Annotated in this window: 11 protein-coding genes and 3 pseudogenes; 7 read left to right on the plus strand and 7 right to left on the minus strand. The window is 57.8% G+C overall.

Going from position 1 to position 14,978, the window contains the following annotated elements:
• Nucleotides 1-580 precede the first annotated feature (580 nt).
• Nucleotides 581-1,153: an isopentenyl-diphosphate Delta-isomerase gene (idi, locus tag WS70_RS09390; RefSeq protein ID WP_059597005.1), complete on the plus strand. Its 573-nt coding sequence runs from the start codon at nt 581-583 to the stop codon at nt 1,151-1,153.
• A gap of 167 nt (nt 1,154-1,320) precedes the next feature.
• Here idi and WS70_RS09395 read toward each other — a convergent pair whose 3' ends face one another.
• The 4 genes from WS70_RS09395 to WS70_RS09410 all read right to left on the minus strand — a co-directional run bounded on the left by WS70_RS09395 (nt 1,321) and on the right by WS70_RS09410 (nt 5,334).
• Nucleotides 1,321-1,701 carry a transposase gene (locus WS70_RS09395; RefSeq protein ID WP_059470017.1) on the minus strand — a complete coding sequence of 127 codons (381 nt, stop codon included), beginning with the start codon at nt 1,699-1,701 and terminating at the stop codon, nt 1,321-1,323.
• A 263-nt stretch (nt 1,702-1,964) separates the two neighbouring features.
• Nucleotides 1,965-3,260: an IS701 family transposase gene (locus WS70_RS09400; RefSeq protein ID WP_059597133.1), complete on the minus strand. Its 1,296-nt coding sequence runs from the start codon at nt 3,258-3,260 to the stop codon at nt 1,965-1,967.
• A gap of 125 nt (nt 3,261-3,385) precedes the next feature.
• Nucleotides 3,386-4,666, minus strand: coding sequence for an MFS transporter (locus WS70_RS09405; protein WP_082722211.1), 1,281 nt, complete (start codon nt 4,664-4,666; stop codon nt 3,386-3,388).
• Complete coding sequence (locus WS70_RS09410) at nt 4,639-5,334, minus strand: helix-turn-helix transcriptional regulator (RefSeq protein ID WP_082716279.1); 696 nt, start codon at nt 5,332-5,334, stop codon at nt 4,639-4,641. Before WS70_RS09410 ends, WS70_RS09405 begins: the two co-directional genes overlap by 28 nt.
• A 544-nt stretch (nt 5,335-5,878) precedes the next feature.
• Between WS70_RS09410 and WS70_RS09415 the strand changes: the two genes are divergently transcribed.
• From WS70_RS09415 to WS70_RS09445, 6 genes and pseudogenes are all read left to right on the plus strand, one after another.
• Complete coding sequence (locus WS70_RS09415; protein WP_082722210.1) at nt 5,879-6,202, plus strand: H-NS histone family protein; 324 nt, start codon at nt 5,879-5,881, stop codon at nt 6,200-6,202.
• Nucleotides 6,203-6,254: 52 nt separating this feature from the next.
• Nucleotides 6,255-7,072 (plus strand): IS5-like element IS402 family transposase gene (locus WS70_RS09420; protein WP_108033922.1). Its coding sequence is split into 2 segments (ribosomal slippage): nt 6,255-6,603 and nt 6,603-7,072, totalling 819 coding nucleotides; the frame shifts between segments, so codons are not numbered across the junction.
• A gap of 349 nt (nt 7,073-7,421) precedes the next feature.
• A pseudogene (locus tag WS70_RS09425) lies at nt 7,422-7,925 on the plus strand (contractile injection system protein, VgrG/Pvc8 family); the annotation flags it as partial.
• A 382-nt stretch (nt 7,926-8,307) separates the two neighbouring features.
• Nucleotides 8,308-10,549, plus strand: a pseudogene (locus tag WS70_RS09435) (DUF3274 domain-containing protein).
• Nucleotides 10,550-10,567: 18 nt separating this feature from the next.
• Nucleotides 10,568-12,226: a type VI lipase adapter Tla3 domain-containing protein gene (locus WS70_RS09440; protein ID WP_059471590.1), complete on the plus strand. Its 1,659-nt coding sequence runs from the start codon at nt 10,568-10,570 to the stop codon at nt 12,224-12,226.
• A 9-nt stretch (nt 12,227-12,235) separates the two neighbouring features.
• Nucleotides 12,236-12,499 carry a PAAR domain-containing protein gene (locus WS70_RS09445; protein ID WP_059598449.1) on the plus strand — a complete coding sequence of 88 codons (264 nt, stop codon included), beginning with the start codon at nt 12,236-12,238 and terminating at the stop codon, nt 12,497-12,499.
• A 146-nt stretch (nt 12,500-12,645) separates the two neighbouring features.
• On the opposite strand, the pseudogene WS70_RS09450 reads toward WS70_RS09445, so the two are convergent.
• The 3 genes and pseudogenes from WS70_RS09450 to WS70_RS09460 all read right to left on the minus strand — a co-directional run.
• Nucleotides 12,646-12,744 (minus strand): annotated as a pseudogene (locus tag WS70_RS09450) (transposase); the annotation flags it as partial.
• Between the two features lie 40 nt (nt 12,745-12,784).
• The gene (locus WS70_RS09455; RefSeq protein WP_059598450.1) at nt 12,785-13,711 is read right to left on the minus strand and encodes a GNAT family N-acetyltransferase; all 927 of its coding nucleotides are present in this window, start codon (nt 13,709-13,711) and stop codon (nt 12,785-12,787) included.
• The gene (locus WS70_RS09460) at nt 13,708-14,970 is read right to left on the minus strand and encodes a phenylacetate--CoA ligase family protein (protein ID WP_059598451.1); all 1,263 of its coding nucleotides are present in this window, start codon (nt 14,968-14,970) and stop codon (nt 13,708-13,710) included. The genes WS70_RS09455 and WS70_RS09460 overlap by 4 nt, the downstream gene beginning before the upstream one ends.
• Nucleotides 14,971-14,978 lie beyond the last annotated feature (8 nt).

The following is a 14,978-nucleotide window of genomic DNA, read 5'->3' on the forward strand; positions in this document are numbered from 1 at the left end:
ATGCGACCCCGACTGCCACGGATTTTGATCTGTACCAGCGTGCCGAAGCAGCCCTCAATGCGCGCATTGATAAATCATTCTTGACACGTCGATTCGCAAGTCCTAGATTGATTCAAATCACGCAATTTACTTGAACAACGACAATTGGCGTGACTGAGTCACCAGAACGAAGCAATCAGCGCTGATGTTGGAATCCCGTTATGGTTCGTTGCGGAACTACTGATCGCTAAGCTCTCTCATTCTTTCCGCTTCGGATTTACTCGCTTCGCACCGATGTCGCCTTGCCGTGCAAGGCCATAATGACAAACAAGCCGCGATTCGCGGCCATTTTGCGTGGTGGAGAAATGACATGACCCGCATTGGTTTCGAACGTATGCCTTTCCGCTAGGGCAACATGTAGATGCCACATTCCAACGCCTGAGAGAATCGGGATGGATGCGTGCGGCCAGATTATTGATATCGTCCGCCATATGGTCGACGGATTTTATTTGCCAAAATAAATTAAGTTGGAAGATTAATATTCGCGTCGATTTATGGCGTCGATTGGTAATTGTTTTAAACATTTAATGATAAGGTCGTAATGGACGAGATGCTCATTCTGGTGGATCGAAACGATACTCCCTTGGGTTTCGACACCAAGGCACGGATTCACCAAAGTGGCGCATTGCATCGGGCTTTTTCGATATTTATATTCGACCATCAAGAGCGTCTGTTGCTTCAGCGGCGCGCACTCGGAAAATACCACTCGGCGGGTTTGTGGAGCAACAGCTGTTGCGGGCATCCACGGCAGGGAGAAGAACTCGGTGCAGCGGTGGCTCGGCGTTTGCGCGAGGAGATGGGGTTCGATTGCGAGTTGTGCAAGGTATCGGCGCTGACGTACCGGGCGCAGTTGCCCAACGGCCTGATCGAACACGAGTACGACCACATCTACGTCGGTATGTTCGAGGGCGAACCTGTCGCGAATCCCGATGAGGTTGCCGACTGGCGATGGTCCCTGTGCGATGAAGTCCTGGATCTAATGGAGCACCGGCCTCATGACTTTACCGTCTGGTTCCGGGAGATTATGGGCCGCGCGACGGCGGACGGTCTCCTCGCACAATGGCGGGCATGGGCCGGCAGAGGAACCCGCCTAGGGCCAATACTGTTCACTTGATGATCACTTTCGGTACTATTCGTTGATTCAGCGGCTCCCATCGTCGCCGGATCCGGAAATTCGACATCTTTCGTTTCACGCCGCGGGGATTACGTTTGCCGCGGCTTTGCACCGCACGCCCGCTGGCGAGTTCGCGCAGCAGACGCTGTTTCCAGCTTTGCCACTGCTCAGGGGGGAATTGCCGCCGCCTCGGGCAGGCGTCGGTTCAGCACACGCACGGCATGGACAAAGGACAGGTCTTCAGGTCGCTGCTCGCTGTCCTGAGCAGCCTCGTACATCAAGCGGCGGGTCGCCGCGTGCGTGAGCATTAACGCATAGAACTCCTGACGTACCAGATCAGGTGTCTTACTGCGCAGCACCTTCTTCCCATCACACAGATGCGTCTTGATCTCATCGAACATCTCTTCTATTTTCCAGCGCCGGTGGTACAGCGCCGCGAGTTCTGCGGCAGGTGCCAACGCCGGGTCCAGCAGATTAGTGATCAGGCGATACTGCGGCTCGGCGTCAGGCACGCCTTCCAGGCGATACTCGATGACCCGTGCCCGCATGCCGCTGCGCTGGCGTAGAGCGAATTAAAGTCGTCAACTCGGGATGCCCGTCGCGCAAGGGGTTAGGCTGCTGAGTTGACGACTTTATTTGCATTCTCAACAAAATAATGTCGTCAATTCGCATAAGTGCGCATTCAATTTGTCACTTCGCGTTCTAGTCTTACTGTGTCAATAAATCAGCATTGGATGCTGAACAAAACGGACATCGCAGGAGCCGGCGCGCGATGTATGCAGCGATACGCCAGCGCAGCGTGGTAATGGAATCAGCCACGTGGCGCTGCGCGCGCTGGAGACCCGCGTGGCACGTAATCCGAGGGTAAGACAAACGGGTCGCGGATCGCGGAGTTTTTTTTACTGTCGCCTTGAATGAGGCGTTGAGCGACGAGAAAGCCGTAGGCAGCGATACACAACGAGGCATGGTGATGGAATCCACGCCAGCCACGTCCTTCGAAGTGTCCCAGGCCAAACTCCTGCTTGAGATCCTGATAGTCCCGCTCGATACGCCAGCGCATCTTGGCAACATGAACCAGACGTTCGAGCGGCGTGTCTGGGGGCAAAGTCGAAAGCCAATATTTGAGTGGCTCCGCATCACCTTCGGGCCATTCGATCAGCAGCCATTCCTCATCGCGCAGTGTGGAGCGCCAGTAATCGCGGTGTGAAGCACGCACGCGCACGGCGGCAAAGCGCGAACTGAGTGCGGCGCACGTACCTTCGCGCCATATCACCGTGCGATAACGCGAGACATCGAGCGCCAAGGCCAGATCCTTGACTCCGATCGGCTCATGCCCCGGCGCGCGCCTTAACAAGCTACGCGGCCGGCCCGATTTCCCAGTGGAAGGTTCGGGCGGTAGAGGTGCGATGCCGGGCGCCCATACGCGCGTGTTCGAGCGAATGCCCACCGCATACTGCAGCCCGAGCTCGCTGACGGCCTCGCGAAATGAGGTGTCGTCTCCATAGCCCGCATCGGCCAACACGATACCGTCGGGCGCGCCGCTTTGCCGGGCTTCTCGCAACTGCCCGGTCGCAATCTCCGGCTTGGTTGCAAACTCAATTTCCTCGGGCACGCCGGCTTTCTGTCGCCGCGCGGGATCGTCGCTCCATTCGCGAGGCAGATACAGTCGATACGATACCGGCAAGCTCGCGTCTTCCGTCGCCACCGACAAACTCACCGCCACTTGGCAGTTGTCCTGCTTGCCCAGTTGACCGCAGTATTGCCGCGCCACGCCGACCGAATGTCTACCCTTCTTGGGGAAACCCGTGTCGTCGATGATCCAGTACAACCCGCCAGCCGGGTCCATGTACGGCAGCACCCAGCGCCGCACCTGCTCGAGCAGCGCCGTATCCGACCATTCCGACTTCGCCACGAAATGATGCAGCGACTGGTGTCGCGCGCTCACATGCTCCGGTTCCAGATGTGCCGCCAGCGGCTCGACGCTCTTGCGCCGAATCGGCAGCATCAGCCCTTGGCAATAGCCCTTCAATCCTGATTCGCGATCGTTATGCCCAAGCGCTTCACACAAATGTTCCAGATACGTCTCGAACGACGTTTCCCAGTCCATCATTCCTCACGCCGTGGATGAAGAAGTTTCTATAATGGCATGAATTTTGTGACACAGTAAGACTAATGGCAAGTTAGCTGATTTATTCACAATAATTTTGAAGTTACGATGAATGATGCGTCTAATCATGCGGAATTCGGCGTTCTATATTCAAATCGCGTTTTACTTGGAGGGGAAATTTTGTAGATGGCGGCTGCAGCCAACATCCCCATTAAAAATATATAAATTGCAGGCGCGATATTCAAGTTAGTTAATTCAATCAGGTAAGCGCAGAAAACAGGGGATGTTCCACCAAAAATCGCGGTGGCAAATGAATAGGTAACGACCATTCCCAAGCTCCCCCAATTTTCCTTGAATAGATCTGGCAATACGACGAAAATCACCCCAACGACACATCCGGCCAATATCGCGAGGGCAGCTTGAGTGGACAATAGTACGAACATACCTCCGTATTGCATTATCGCAAATAATGGATAAACGGATATTGTTATTGTCATAGTTCCGAGTAGTGCGATATTTCTAGCACAAAAATAACGCTCGGCATAGCCGGCGCAAGTCATCGATATCGCGAATATTATCAGGGCCGCAATGTTGGACAATCGCGCATCAAAAATCTCCTGCCCGAGATAGACGTGCAAATAATGTGGCATCCATACAAAAATCGTATATATAACTATTTCCATAAATGCAACGACGGCGAGCGACTGAAGTAGTGGGAGAGCTGGCTTGGCTCTCAATTTCCCAGAATCCGCCACAACCTCACTCCTATTAATTGTCAATCTTAATAAATATATTGAAATCGACAATGGCACGCAAAGCAAAAACGGCCAGCGCCACGGCTCGTTAAGGTAGCTCGGATTTTCATATTTAATTAGATGATCGATGGCAAGCTTAATGTGCGGCAGCGAAAATACAGCCCCGGAAGCTAATAGCATTCCGACAAATCCGCTCGCCACAGTTAAGGCGCAATAGAGACCGCGATTCTTCCTGTCTGCATTGAGCGATACGAAATATCCACTTAATGGCATTTCTCCGCCTGCGCAGAATCCTTGAGTTATTTTCAGAATCAGCAGCAAGAAAGTTGCGAAATAGCCTGCTTTTTGATAAGTAGGGAGGAACGCGATCAGTGAGGCTGGCACTGCCATTCCTATCATGCTGATTCTTAGTGAAGCCCCTGTCCCGTATCGAACTCCTAAAATACCAAAAAGTATGCTGCCGATCGGTCGCGCAAGATAGCTACTAGCGAACACTGAGAAGCTTGAAATTAGGGCTGTTTTTTCGTTTGCATCGGGGAAGAAAAGCCTACCTATCTCTAGCGCCATGAACGCCATGAGTGAGAACTCATACCATTCAAAAAGATTTGCGGTAAGCGCAATCTTTAGAGTTTGGTCAGATTTCGATCGCACGAGAAGCTTCCTTTTACAAGCGACAGGACATATGGCAGGTTCCCATCAATTATTTTGTTGCGCAGAGCTGCGCAATGACATTCGACCGTTCTGTCTGAGATGCCAAGGAATCTTGAGATTTCTTTGTTGGTCAACCTCTCAGACTTCATCAAGAAAACTTGGATTTGTACATCAGTCGGCGGCACAAAAAAATATTTCTCAACTCCAAAATATATGAGGGTTCTATTGATTGAATCGGTGGTACCGTAAAACACCCGATTTAATCTATAGATTTCTATTGGCGGAAGTGTTCGTGTAATATCATTTCTGTAGGTTACGATTCCAAGTATATTTCCCCTGGATCCGAGAATGGGAAATTTTATCATCTCCTCAACCTGCGCCTCCCCGCAGTCGTCGAGAAATTGATGTCTTCCCAGCACGTGTGATTTATTCTCGCGCGCCGAGTGATCTAGGTCCTGAATCAATCGCGCATATCTAACCCCCCAGTCTTTTTTGTTGAATTTGACATCTTGTATTGTTAGCCCCTCGAGGTCTTTGGGATTCTTTATTCCGAATTGAATTGAATTGTGAGAATTATTTATAATATATTTTCCGGTGTCTGCTGCTTTTAGACTGGCGGAGGTTGGGAAGTTCTCTATAAGGCTAAATATTGCGCTATCGGATTCCATGGCATTCCCCTCGGGCTTTCGTTCGGAAGGGCACATTGCGGACTCGCCAGGATATAGCCCAACTTATAGTTTCCCTGTTTGTTCGCAAAGCCGTTGTCTTGTGCACTTAGGTTCACACTATATCAGTGATCTCCACGGATGCGCTACCGGATGTGTAACCGGAAAATCAACTTCAGGTATTCACCGACTAAATGGTATCTAACAGTCAGAATGAATCTTTATTCCCTGCGGATTCATCCCGTTGATCGTGGATAGATTGGTAAGGAGATTATTATCTCCGAATAGAGATGGTCTGGCTGTCCGGCGGCAAGCTGTTCGCTGCACTTTCGACTGGTGCCCCGGTACCAGCGACTGTTTGCCTTGTTTAGGCCACCGCCTGCTGCCCTCCGATCTGCCTCGGAGCAGGCGGTTTTGCGATCGTCGATATCGACGATCGCCTTTTTATTCCCGTCATATCGTCGCATGCATGGCACACGATACGCGCCCCTGACGACGCACGACGCTCGAATGTGCACGTTTAACGTAATTCGATTGGAGAATCATTGTGGCAACTTACGAGGAACTGAAAGCTCAACTCGATGCACTTAATAAGGAGGCCGAAGCAGCCAAAGAGCGCGAAATCTCGACAGCGCTGTCTCAGATCCGGGAAACCCTCCTGAGGTACGAAATTCGTCCCGACCAGATCTTTCCGCAATGGACGCGCCTTCGCTCGCCGGACAAGCGGCGTGGTCCACTGCCTCCAAAGTATCGGAACCCGATGACTGGGGAAACATGGTGCGGTCGAGGCCGAGCACCAAAATGGATGTCCGGGTTGCAGCGCGAAGAATTCCTTAGAGACGGTTTCAAAAAGGCCCGGTGGGGCTGTTAACTTTCGCGGCGAGCTGTTAACCTCAGGCATCGGAACAACCGAGACCGAGGAGATGGCCAAGCCGATCATCGACGACGAACTGTGGATATTGATCGAGCCGTTATTGCCGCCACCCAAGCCGCGGCGCGAGAAGAACCCAGGCCGCCTGCCTGTTTCGAATCGCGCCGCGCTGACCGGCATCCTGTTCGTTCTCAAGACGGGACTGCGCTGGCGCGACCTGCCCGCCGAGATGGGCTGCGGCTCGGGCGTGACTTGCTGGCGACGGCTACGCGATTGGCAGGCTGCGGGCGTATGGGATCGCCTGCACGAATTGCTGCTCGCGAAGCTGCGAGCAGCAGACCAAATCGATTTCTCGCGAGCCGCAGTCGATTCCTCATCGATTCGCGCCGTTGGGGCGGGCCAAAAACTGGGCCAAACCCCACCGATCGCGCGCGACCCGGTTCCAAGCACCACATCGTCACCGACGCCAATGGCACGCCGCTGGCGGCGATCCTGACCGGCGCGAACGTTCACGATGTCACGCAGCTGCTGCCGCTGATCGATGCGATTCCGCCAATTCGTGGATTGCGCGGCCACCCACTGCAGAGACCGCGCGTGGTCTACGCCGATCGCGGTTACGACTCTGAGCGGCATCGACGAGCGTTGCGCGATCGCGGTATCGAGCCGGTTATCGCCAAGCGCCGCACCGAACATGGCAGCGGCCTTGGAAAATATCGCTGGGTCGTTGAACGCACGCATGCCTGGCTGCATCACTTCCGTCGTCTCCGCATTCGTTTCGAGCGCCGTGCAGACATTCACGGCGCGTTCCTCAAACTCGGTTGCTGCCTGATCTGCTGGAATACCCTTCGGCGGGCCGACCAGTCTTTATGAAACCGTCTCTTATAGATCGACCCGCCTGATCGACAATCGAGCACTCCGCTCTCGCGCCCATGGAGCGAGCCAGTCCGCCAAAAAATTTCCGCTTTGAAGGTCCATTTCGAGGCAAGGGACGCTGCGGTCCATACTCAACGCACCAATACGTGGCATCGACCTGTCAACCTTGACAGGTCGCCTCCAGGTTGTCGACCCGTCCGTCGTCAGCGCGATGGTGAATCTTCGTTAATTTGGCCGCCATTTGCCTCAGCGTTGATAAAATCTACGCGCCGTGGGGAGGGCATCATTTACATCGAGAATCAATACTCCTCGGATTCGAATCCAAGCAGAAACCTGAGAGTCTGCCGTGACTAATTTGAACGATACGCTACGCGGTTTCGCGTCGGGGGCGGTCGACTGGAATAACCGCCCGGTCGCGTTGCACTTTGGCGCCGCGCAGGCCGCGATCGGCCATCTCCTCGCGCTGCAGCACGCGAGTGTTCAGGAAGGGCTGATGAGCGGGATCCGGGGGCGTCTGACCTGCGTGTCGACCCGCCACAACCTGCCGCCCGGCGTATTCCTCGGCATCCCGGTTTCGATCCGGCTCGTTACCGACCGCGGACAGCTGCACATGGTGAACGCAATCATCCGCGACGTCCAGATCGGACAAAGCGACGGCGAACTCTGCGTGTACCAACTGACCGTGTGCGACGCACTGTCGTTGATGGACAAGCGCACCAATTCGCGCGTGTTTCGGAAACGGAATATCGTCGACATTCTCACCACGCTGTTCAACGAATGGCAGCAGCGCAGCCCGGCCCTTGCGCGCGCGTTCGAGTTCGATCTATCCGGCCTTCGCGCCGACCGGTACGGTTCGCTTGTATCCGCGTGATGCCGGCACCGAACGCGACACGGCAGCTACCTCGAGATCGGCAACGGCATCACGCTCGGCACGAACGGCGACATCGAGCTGCTGTCGGCGTCGCACCAGTGGGGCGGGCCGTCGACGGCGCAGGCGGCGAAGAGCGCGTTCAACCATCAGCCGACGGATCAGCGTTTCAAGCTGCACTATCCGGGCGAGGACGGCGATCTGCCGGCGGCGGCGAACAAGCCATTCCGGATCACACTGGACGACGGGCGCGTCATCGAGGGCAAGACCGATGCGAGCGGCCTGACGGATCTGGTCAAGGACGACGCGATGCGTATCGCGAAGGTCGACTATCTGAAGCCGAAGCTTTGAATCCGAGCGAACGATGAGCGATAACAACGATCAGTATCACGCGGCCGCCCAAGGGGCGGGCGTTACGATGGCGAATCGGCCGGGCGATCGGCCCGTTCAGGTTCCGGCCGATCTTCCGGGCGTGGTGATCTTCATTCACGGCGTCAACGATCCGGGTGCGGCCTATGCGACCGTTGAGCGCGGGCTCTGCCAAGGGCTCAACGAGCGCCTGTCGCGGAGCGATCTGCGGCCGGGCGAATACGGCCAGGAATATGCTGAGGCCATCAAAGCGAAAAGCCAAAAAAGCCGGTTCTTCGATAGCAAGATCGCCAACGATCCCGACATGTTCCTGTATAGGCGTTCGGAGAGCGGCGGCGCTCATAGCATGTTTTTACCGTTCTACTGGGGCTATCGAGCCGCGGATAACGAAATTGCCAAGGTGAACAATTCTGGCGAGGTCAAGAGCCGCGTGGCGGACAGCGACGGCAATCTGCTGACGCGCGGCCAGTATCAGGACATCCACGCGAACCGGCTCGACGCCCATTTCGGCAAGGGAGGCGGGTTCTTCGCCAACGCGACGAACAACATCCCTCAGATGTACAGCCGGGGCTTCGAACCGGACAAGCTCGAGCGCACGGTCATGCAAAATGCGCTTGCCGGCAATACGATCTTCGCCGGCAACTCACCAGACCGCCGTTACTTCGTGCTCGCCGCAGCTCGCTTGGCGAACCTCATCAAGACAATGCGCGCCATCCAGCCCTCCGCGCTCGCGTTGGAACACGGAATCGATCCGAAGCACGAAACGATCACGGTGATGGGGCACAGCCAAGGCACGATCATCACGCTGCTCGCGCAGGCGATGCTCAAGCAGCAAGGGCAACGCTGCGTCGATTGCATCATCATGGTCGATACGCCATACAGCCTGCAGTTCACGAAGGACGGCAGCCAGCAAACCGGGCACGCGAAGCTCAAGACGCTGGTCGACATCGTCAACGCGGTGACGAGCGAGCCGCATACGCTTCCGGACTTGGCTGACCTGATGATCGATTCGGTTTGCTCGGGCGGACGAGCTGGATGGAACTGGAGCCAGACGCAGGGAAAGCGCCTGGACAAGCATGGCAAGAACTGGATCACGTTTGACGAGCGCGACAACCGGGGCAAGGTCTATCTTTACTTCTGCCCCGAAGACACCGTGGTCGGCCTCGACAAGGTGCGCGGGATCGGGACGTTCGGCGTGCCCGACGACGTTCCGGCCGATGGCGCGGCCGCCAAGCAGGGCAAAACGATGCCCGCGATGACGACGCTCGCGCCGAAACGCTTTTTCCAGCGCATGTGGACGCGACTGGAACGCGACCAGGACGGCAGGGGGAAGCGGTCGAAGGTTGCTGTCGGCACGCCCCCCCGCGCGCGTGCCGGTTCGGGACCAGGTTCAGCGATTGACACCAGGGCCCGACACGGACGGCACGATGTTGGGCTCAGTGGTCGAGTCCAGCAAGAACATGGCGCTACAGGCGTCGTTCAAGCGCAACGACATTCGCTTCATCAACGGCGAGCAACTGAACCCGCCGTACGAGCCTGACCTGTACGTTGGCGAAGTCAAGAAAGGCGGGCAGCGACCCGGGCACGCCGATGTCGCCGGGCTGATGCGCCCGGATGACGTGACGAAAAACGTCGCGCTCGGCAACCAGTACGCGAAGTTCCAATGGAAAGACGTCGCGACGACGGACGATCCGAGTACCGGCATCGCCCCTCACAAAGAAGCCTTCAATCGAGGCCGTCCGATCGACGAGCAGTCGCATAACTGGCGCATCGTGCCGAGCCGGTCGCTCGGCTCGATTCTCTCGGCGGCCGCCACGGGCGGACGGTATCAGACCTACGTGATCCAACGCGAGGAAACGCCGGACGAAGTCCGCAAGCGCATGGGCACGGATGCCGATCAATTGGAAGCGAACAACTATCATTCGGGGGTTCTGCTCAGCTCCGAGAACCATCGCTGGGTCACGGCGATGGATGTCGCGGTCGGCCAGGCGGTGACGTTGGATGATCCGGACTGGCGGCAGTTGTTGCTATTGATGGCTGATTGGAAGATGACGCCGGACGTGTATCGAAATATCCAGAAATGCAAGAACTTCGGGCGCTTGGACGAACACACGCGCGAATTCGTGAAAGCGTGTGTCGATTACTACAAGACCGGCCGATTTCCCGACGAGAAGTATGTACCTCTCACCATGCCACCGCTCGTGACCAGCGAACTGAAGGTCGAGAGCAAAACATGAGATTATTGAAGAGGCGCTATGAAACCTCGTATCTGGCCGTTCGCGGCTGTATTCGTATTGATCGCGCTGGGTTGGACGTTCCTCGTGATGGCGCGGCATTATCACTATTGGCAAGCAACGGGACAGGAGATGCCGGGCATGGCGGCTAGTATTCGCAACGGGGTATTGGTTGCACTGGGGGGCGTCGCAGCGGCCTTTGCGGCGAGCTATGTGTGGATGCATCGAGCTCCGCATGAGTCGACGCCGGCAACTATGAGTTCAGCGTCTGCTGCATTGGATACGCACGCAGCGACGACGCACGGCAATAATGGCGCGCCCGCGTTACTCGGTCAGACCGGTGCTAATTACGTGTTAGAGGTTCGCGGCCTTGGACTTGTCACGGGACATGAAACAAATGAAGAGATCTGGAAGGCTATACGAGCCAAGGCAGACAATCATTCGACGTACATGTCACAAAATCCCACTGATTATCCGGCAAACAAGGACGAGCGAATGACGGATCTCGGCTTGTCGACTCGGATCAGCTTCAAATTTGGAGCGCGCAATTCCGTCGAATATTGGCCGGTTCCGGTGTTCATTTGGGAGCCGCCGAAGGACCGCCGTTTCGGTCGCCCCGGAGCAGCACTCGATGGAATTCGGCAAGAGGCGAGCTTGGGGGTAACACTGTTGTTGTGGCAGGAGGATGCGAATACGGACGATGGCGCCAGTATCATCGAAAAGCTGTTTGCGTTCTTCGACTCGCATCCGGATGTGCCGGAGGCCATCATCTACACGCTGGATGGATCGATGAAGCGCTGGCTCAATGAAACCCCCGGCTACATCGATACGTTCGGACAGTCCAACATTCCTTCAATGCCGGACAGCATGGTCGCGATGCTAGTGTCCCGCTCCGATCGAGTTGATCGACTGATTCGTCCGTATGCCGTTGAGCAAACGGAGAATGTAAACAACGGCACCGCCGACTACGATGTCACGCGGCTGTGGAATTTTTTCTGGAAAGTCAATCAGGATCGGGGGCCGGACAGCTTCACGGCGCATTACGAGGCGGAAGAAAAGCGAGCCGGAGTGGATACTCCGATGTCGGCCGGTTTTGCAACGTCCGCTTGGTGGCAAGCCAAACTCCCCGATTTCTGGAAAACGATCAGCAACAAAGGCCCGGGCGAGTTCAAACCCACGCCGTACATCCCCGTGCGCTGGACGACATGGCAGGTGAGGCAATTCGACAACGCGCCGCTGCTCGGCTACCTGCATCGGCCCATCGACGTGAAGCTCGCCGATGCGCACGGCAAGCCGCTCAAGACCGCGCAGCAGGCGGAAGCGCTCAAGGCGGGGTGGCAGCAGGCCGTCGATACGCTGCCGACCGGCGAAACGCCGAAGCGGATCTTCTATGACACGACGGGCGATCGCAGCTGGGTCGCGCCGATCAACCAGGCGCTCGCGCAAAGCGGTCCGTCCGCGCCGAGTCTCGATGACGTGAAGGAAGGCTACGACATCGGCCGCCGGATCGGGAACACGGGCATCAGCTCGCCGTTGGTGCAAATCGGACTGGGCCTGATCGCAAGCTACAACGAAGGCGGAGCCAGCGCCACGATCAATCGGCGGCCGAACGGCACGGCGACGATCGTGATGGTGAGCTCACCGACGCACAAGCAACCGGACGTGAGTCCTTTCCGATAAGAGGCCTGTATGCGCGGTGTGATTCGTATCGGTGACTCGACTTCGCATGGCGGCCACGTCGAAACCGGTCGCGAGGGCTCAACCGTGATGGGGCGAGCTGTCGCCTGTGTCGGCGATCGCTGCACCTGTCCGATGAACGGACACGATTATTGCGTGATCGTGGAAGGCGACGAGAACGTTCGCATCGACGGTCGTGCCGTCGCATTCGACGGCCACAAGACCTCGTGCGGAGCCAACCTGATCTCGTCGATTTCGACGTCGGGGCGCGCGTGATGAAACTCGTCGGCCGGGACCAATATGATGGTCGTACACGATGATGGTCGTACACGAAACGTAAGCCCCTGAGTCGCCAGCAGTTGCTGCCGCTGCCGCCCGACCAGTTACGACGCCTACAGCTCAAGCACCTGGTCCGGAAAACCCAAGCGGATCACTTTGTTGCGATCCACACCTTCGTCCCGGATCTTGACTCGCAGCGCGTCGAAGAACACCACCGGATACATCGTCTCAAGCGGGCGACTTGGCGTGATCATCCGTTTCGTGTGAATTCCGGCGGTTTGGTCATAAAGTAATGTCCGGATTGGCGTAAATCTGGTGCAATTGCGCTGCTTGCTTGTCGCAGAAGCGGATTGCCTGTCCACTCAGGCCGCGCAGCCATAGCAACTGCCAGCCGTCGGACGCCACCGGCAGCAGTCCGCCAAAGCGGAAGCCGGCCCGCTCCAATTCCGGCCGACACGCCAGCGTTTCCGCGCTGGCCGGCAGCTTCAGATAGATCGGCTTGCCGGCGGGCATGGTTGCGATCTCGGTCAACTGAGCCTCTGACGGCTGTTGCATGGTTAGCTCCAGCCATTGACCGTGATACGTTAGCGCGAGGCTAGGCAGGCTGGCGTCGGCGGGCAAGCGTTCTTCTTCACCAAACGTCTGGTGCAGCGGTGCCAGCCATTCGCGCCAGGCTTGCGGCCAGTCCAGTCGCGGAAGCGGCAGCGGCTTGAGTGGCAGGCAGCCGAAAATGATACTTTCCGGTTCCGGGCATCCGAACGGCGAATCCACGTAGTCGAGTAGCAGTGCCGTGCTGCGAAAACCCAGCGCCCGAGCCACGTACTGGCTTCGCGGATGGGAGCACACCTGTTTGATGGTCAGCAGCGCAATACCGAGATTGGCTGCTGCCGCACATAGGTGGCGGCCCAATAGGCTGGCGATACCCTGGCCGCGCGCGTCCGGATGCACCACATTCAGCGCCAGCTCTGCTTGGCCCGGCTGGGCCGGATCCAGCCACAGCGCGGCGTGTCCCAACAGCCGGCCGTCGCGGACGGCGACCGCCGAACGCCAATGTCCACTGGCATTGCGTTGCTGGATCTGGCTGGGCAGGTAGACATCGGCGTAGACGTAGTGGTCGCCATAGACCGTGCGAAACAGCGTGCTGATGTCGATGGCGTCGGACGGCTGGTAGTCGCGCGCACAGATGGCTCGCGGATGGCGAGTGTTCATGCCGGCGCCTCCGCCGGCTGATAGTCACGCCGGTCCACCACCCGCAGCAGCTTGCCGGAACGCGGATGGGTGCGCATTTGCTCCGGTGTGGTCTGCCGCAGTGCCAGGCTCAGTTGCTCTTCTTTGCATAATTCGGCAATCGCCGGCTGGCCGGCCAGCAGCGCCAGCCGCAGCCGCTCCAGATCCAGCGGCGCGCGCGCCGACAGCAGCAGCGCCAGGCAGTCCCGTCCCCCCTCGCGCGAGATTTCCAGTTGCCAGCCCAGCAGTTCATGTAGCTCGCCCAGCGTCCGGCCCAGTTCCTCCGGAAACAGCGACAACGTGCCGACGCGGACGCGGTGGCCGTTGCTGGCGCGGCCCAGCAGCGCGAACTTGCGGTTGGGGCCGGGCGGTTCGCGCCAGCAGCCGAGGTCGCCGCTGGGATATCGGATCACCGGCATTAGTTGGCGCTGCAGATTGGTTACCAGCAACAGGCCGAGTCGGCCCGACTCGTCTATCGTTTCGCCGCTGTCCTCATCGACGAATTCGACGATGCTGTCGCCATCGAACACCCGGTGTTCGCCATTGCCGCAGTTGGGGTCGGCGTAGCCTATCAGGCCCGCGTCGACGCTAGCGCAGCCGACCGAGCCGATGCGTGCCCGCGGGAACACCTGCTTCAACAGTTCGATCTGCTCGCCGAATAGGCTTTCGCCGCCGTAGAGAACGGTTTCGACCTCTGGCAGCACCTGGGTTTTTTCCTCCAGACGATGGGCGAAGCGCAGCAGTTGCGCTGGCACGCCGGCCAGCACATTGATGCGGTGGCGGTGAATGGCGGCGGCCAGCGCGTCATTGTCGACGCTGCAGGTGAACGGGTATTCCAGTACCGGCACCGGTGCCTGCGCCAGCGCGCCGTGGATGAACAGCAGGCTGGTGTAGAGGTCGCCGGCGAAGAACAGGTTGGCGACGCGGTCGCCGGGGCGCAACTGACACGCGAGACCACGGCCGAAGGCACGGACGAAGGCCTGCCATTCGGCGCGGCTGAACACCGACAGCTTGCCGTCGCCGGTGGAGCCGCCGGTCTTGAACACGTGGCCGTCCGCCGGGGCTGCGATCAGGGTCGGCTGGCGCGACAGGTCGTACGAATCCCCCCAGTAGACGGCGGGGTCGACCGGCGGCAGGTCGGATAGTTGCCAGCCTTGGTCGGGCAGGTCGCGGTAGAGCGCGCGATAGTGTGGTGAATGGCGTCGGGCGTGTTCGACGAGCGATGTGAGGTTTGGATTCATAGGGTTCG

It is taken from the genome of Burkholderia mayonis (genome assembly GCF_001523745.2).
Classification (GTDB): Bacteria; Pseudomonadota; Gammaproteobacteria; order Burkholderiales; family Burkholderiaceae; genus Burkholderia; species Burkholderia mayonis.

Excerpts from the sequence above, each read along its gene's own strand:
- idi (WP_059597005.1), top strand. The coding sequence starts at position 581 with ATGGACGAGATGCTCATTCTGGTGGATCGAAACGATACTCCCTTGGGT.
- WS70_RS09395 (WP_059470017.1), bottom strand. The coding sequence starts at position 1,701 with ATGCGGGCACGGGTCATCGAGTATCGCCTGGAAGGCGTGCCTGACGCC.
- WS70_RS09400 (WP_059597133.1), bottom strand. The coding sequence starts at position 3,260 with ATGGACTGGGAAACGTCGTTCGAGACGTATCTGGAACATTTGTGTGAA.
- WS70_RS09410 (WP_082716279.1), bottom strand. The coding sequence starts at position 5,334 with ATGGAATCCGATAGCGCAATATTTAGCCTTATAGAGAACTTCCCAACC.
- WS70_RS09440 (WP_059471590.1), top strand. The coding sequence starts at position 10,568 with ATGAAACCTCGTATCTGGCCGTTCGCGGCTGTATTCGTATTGATCGCG.
- WS70_RS09445 (WP_059598449.1), top strand. The coding sequence starts at position 12,236 with ATGCGCGGTGTGATTCGTATCGGTGACTCGACTTCGCATGGCGGCCAC.
- WS70_RS09455 (WP_059598450.1), bottom strand. The coding sequence starts at position 13,711 with ATGAACACTCGCCATCCGCGAGCCATCTGTGCGCGCGACTACCAGCCG.
- WS70_RS09460 (WP_059598451.1), bottom strand. The coding sequence starts at position 14,970 with ATGAATCCAAACCTCACATCGCTCGTCGAACACGCCCGACGCCATTCA.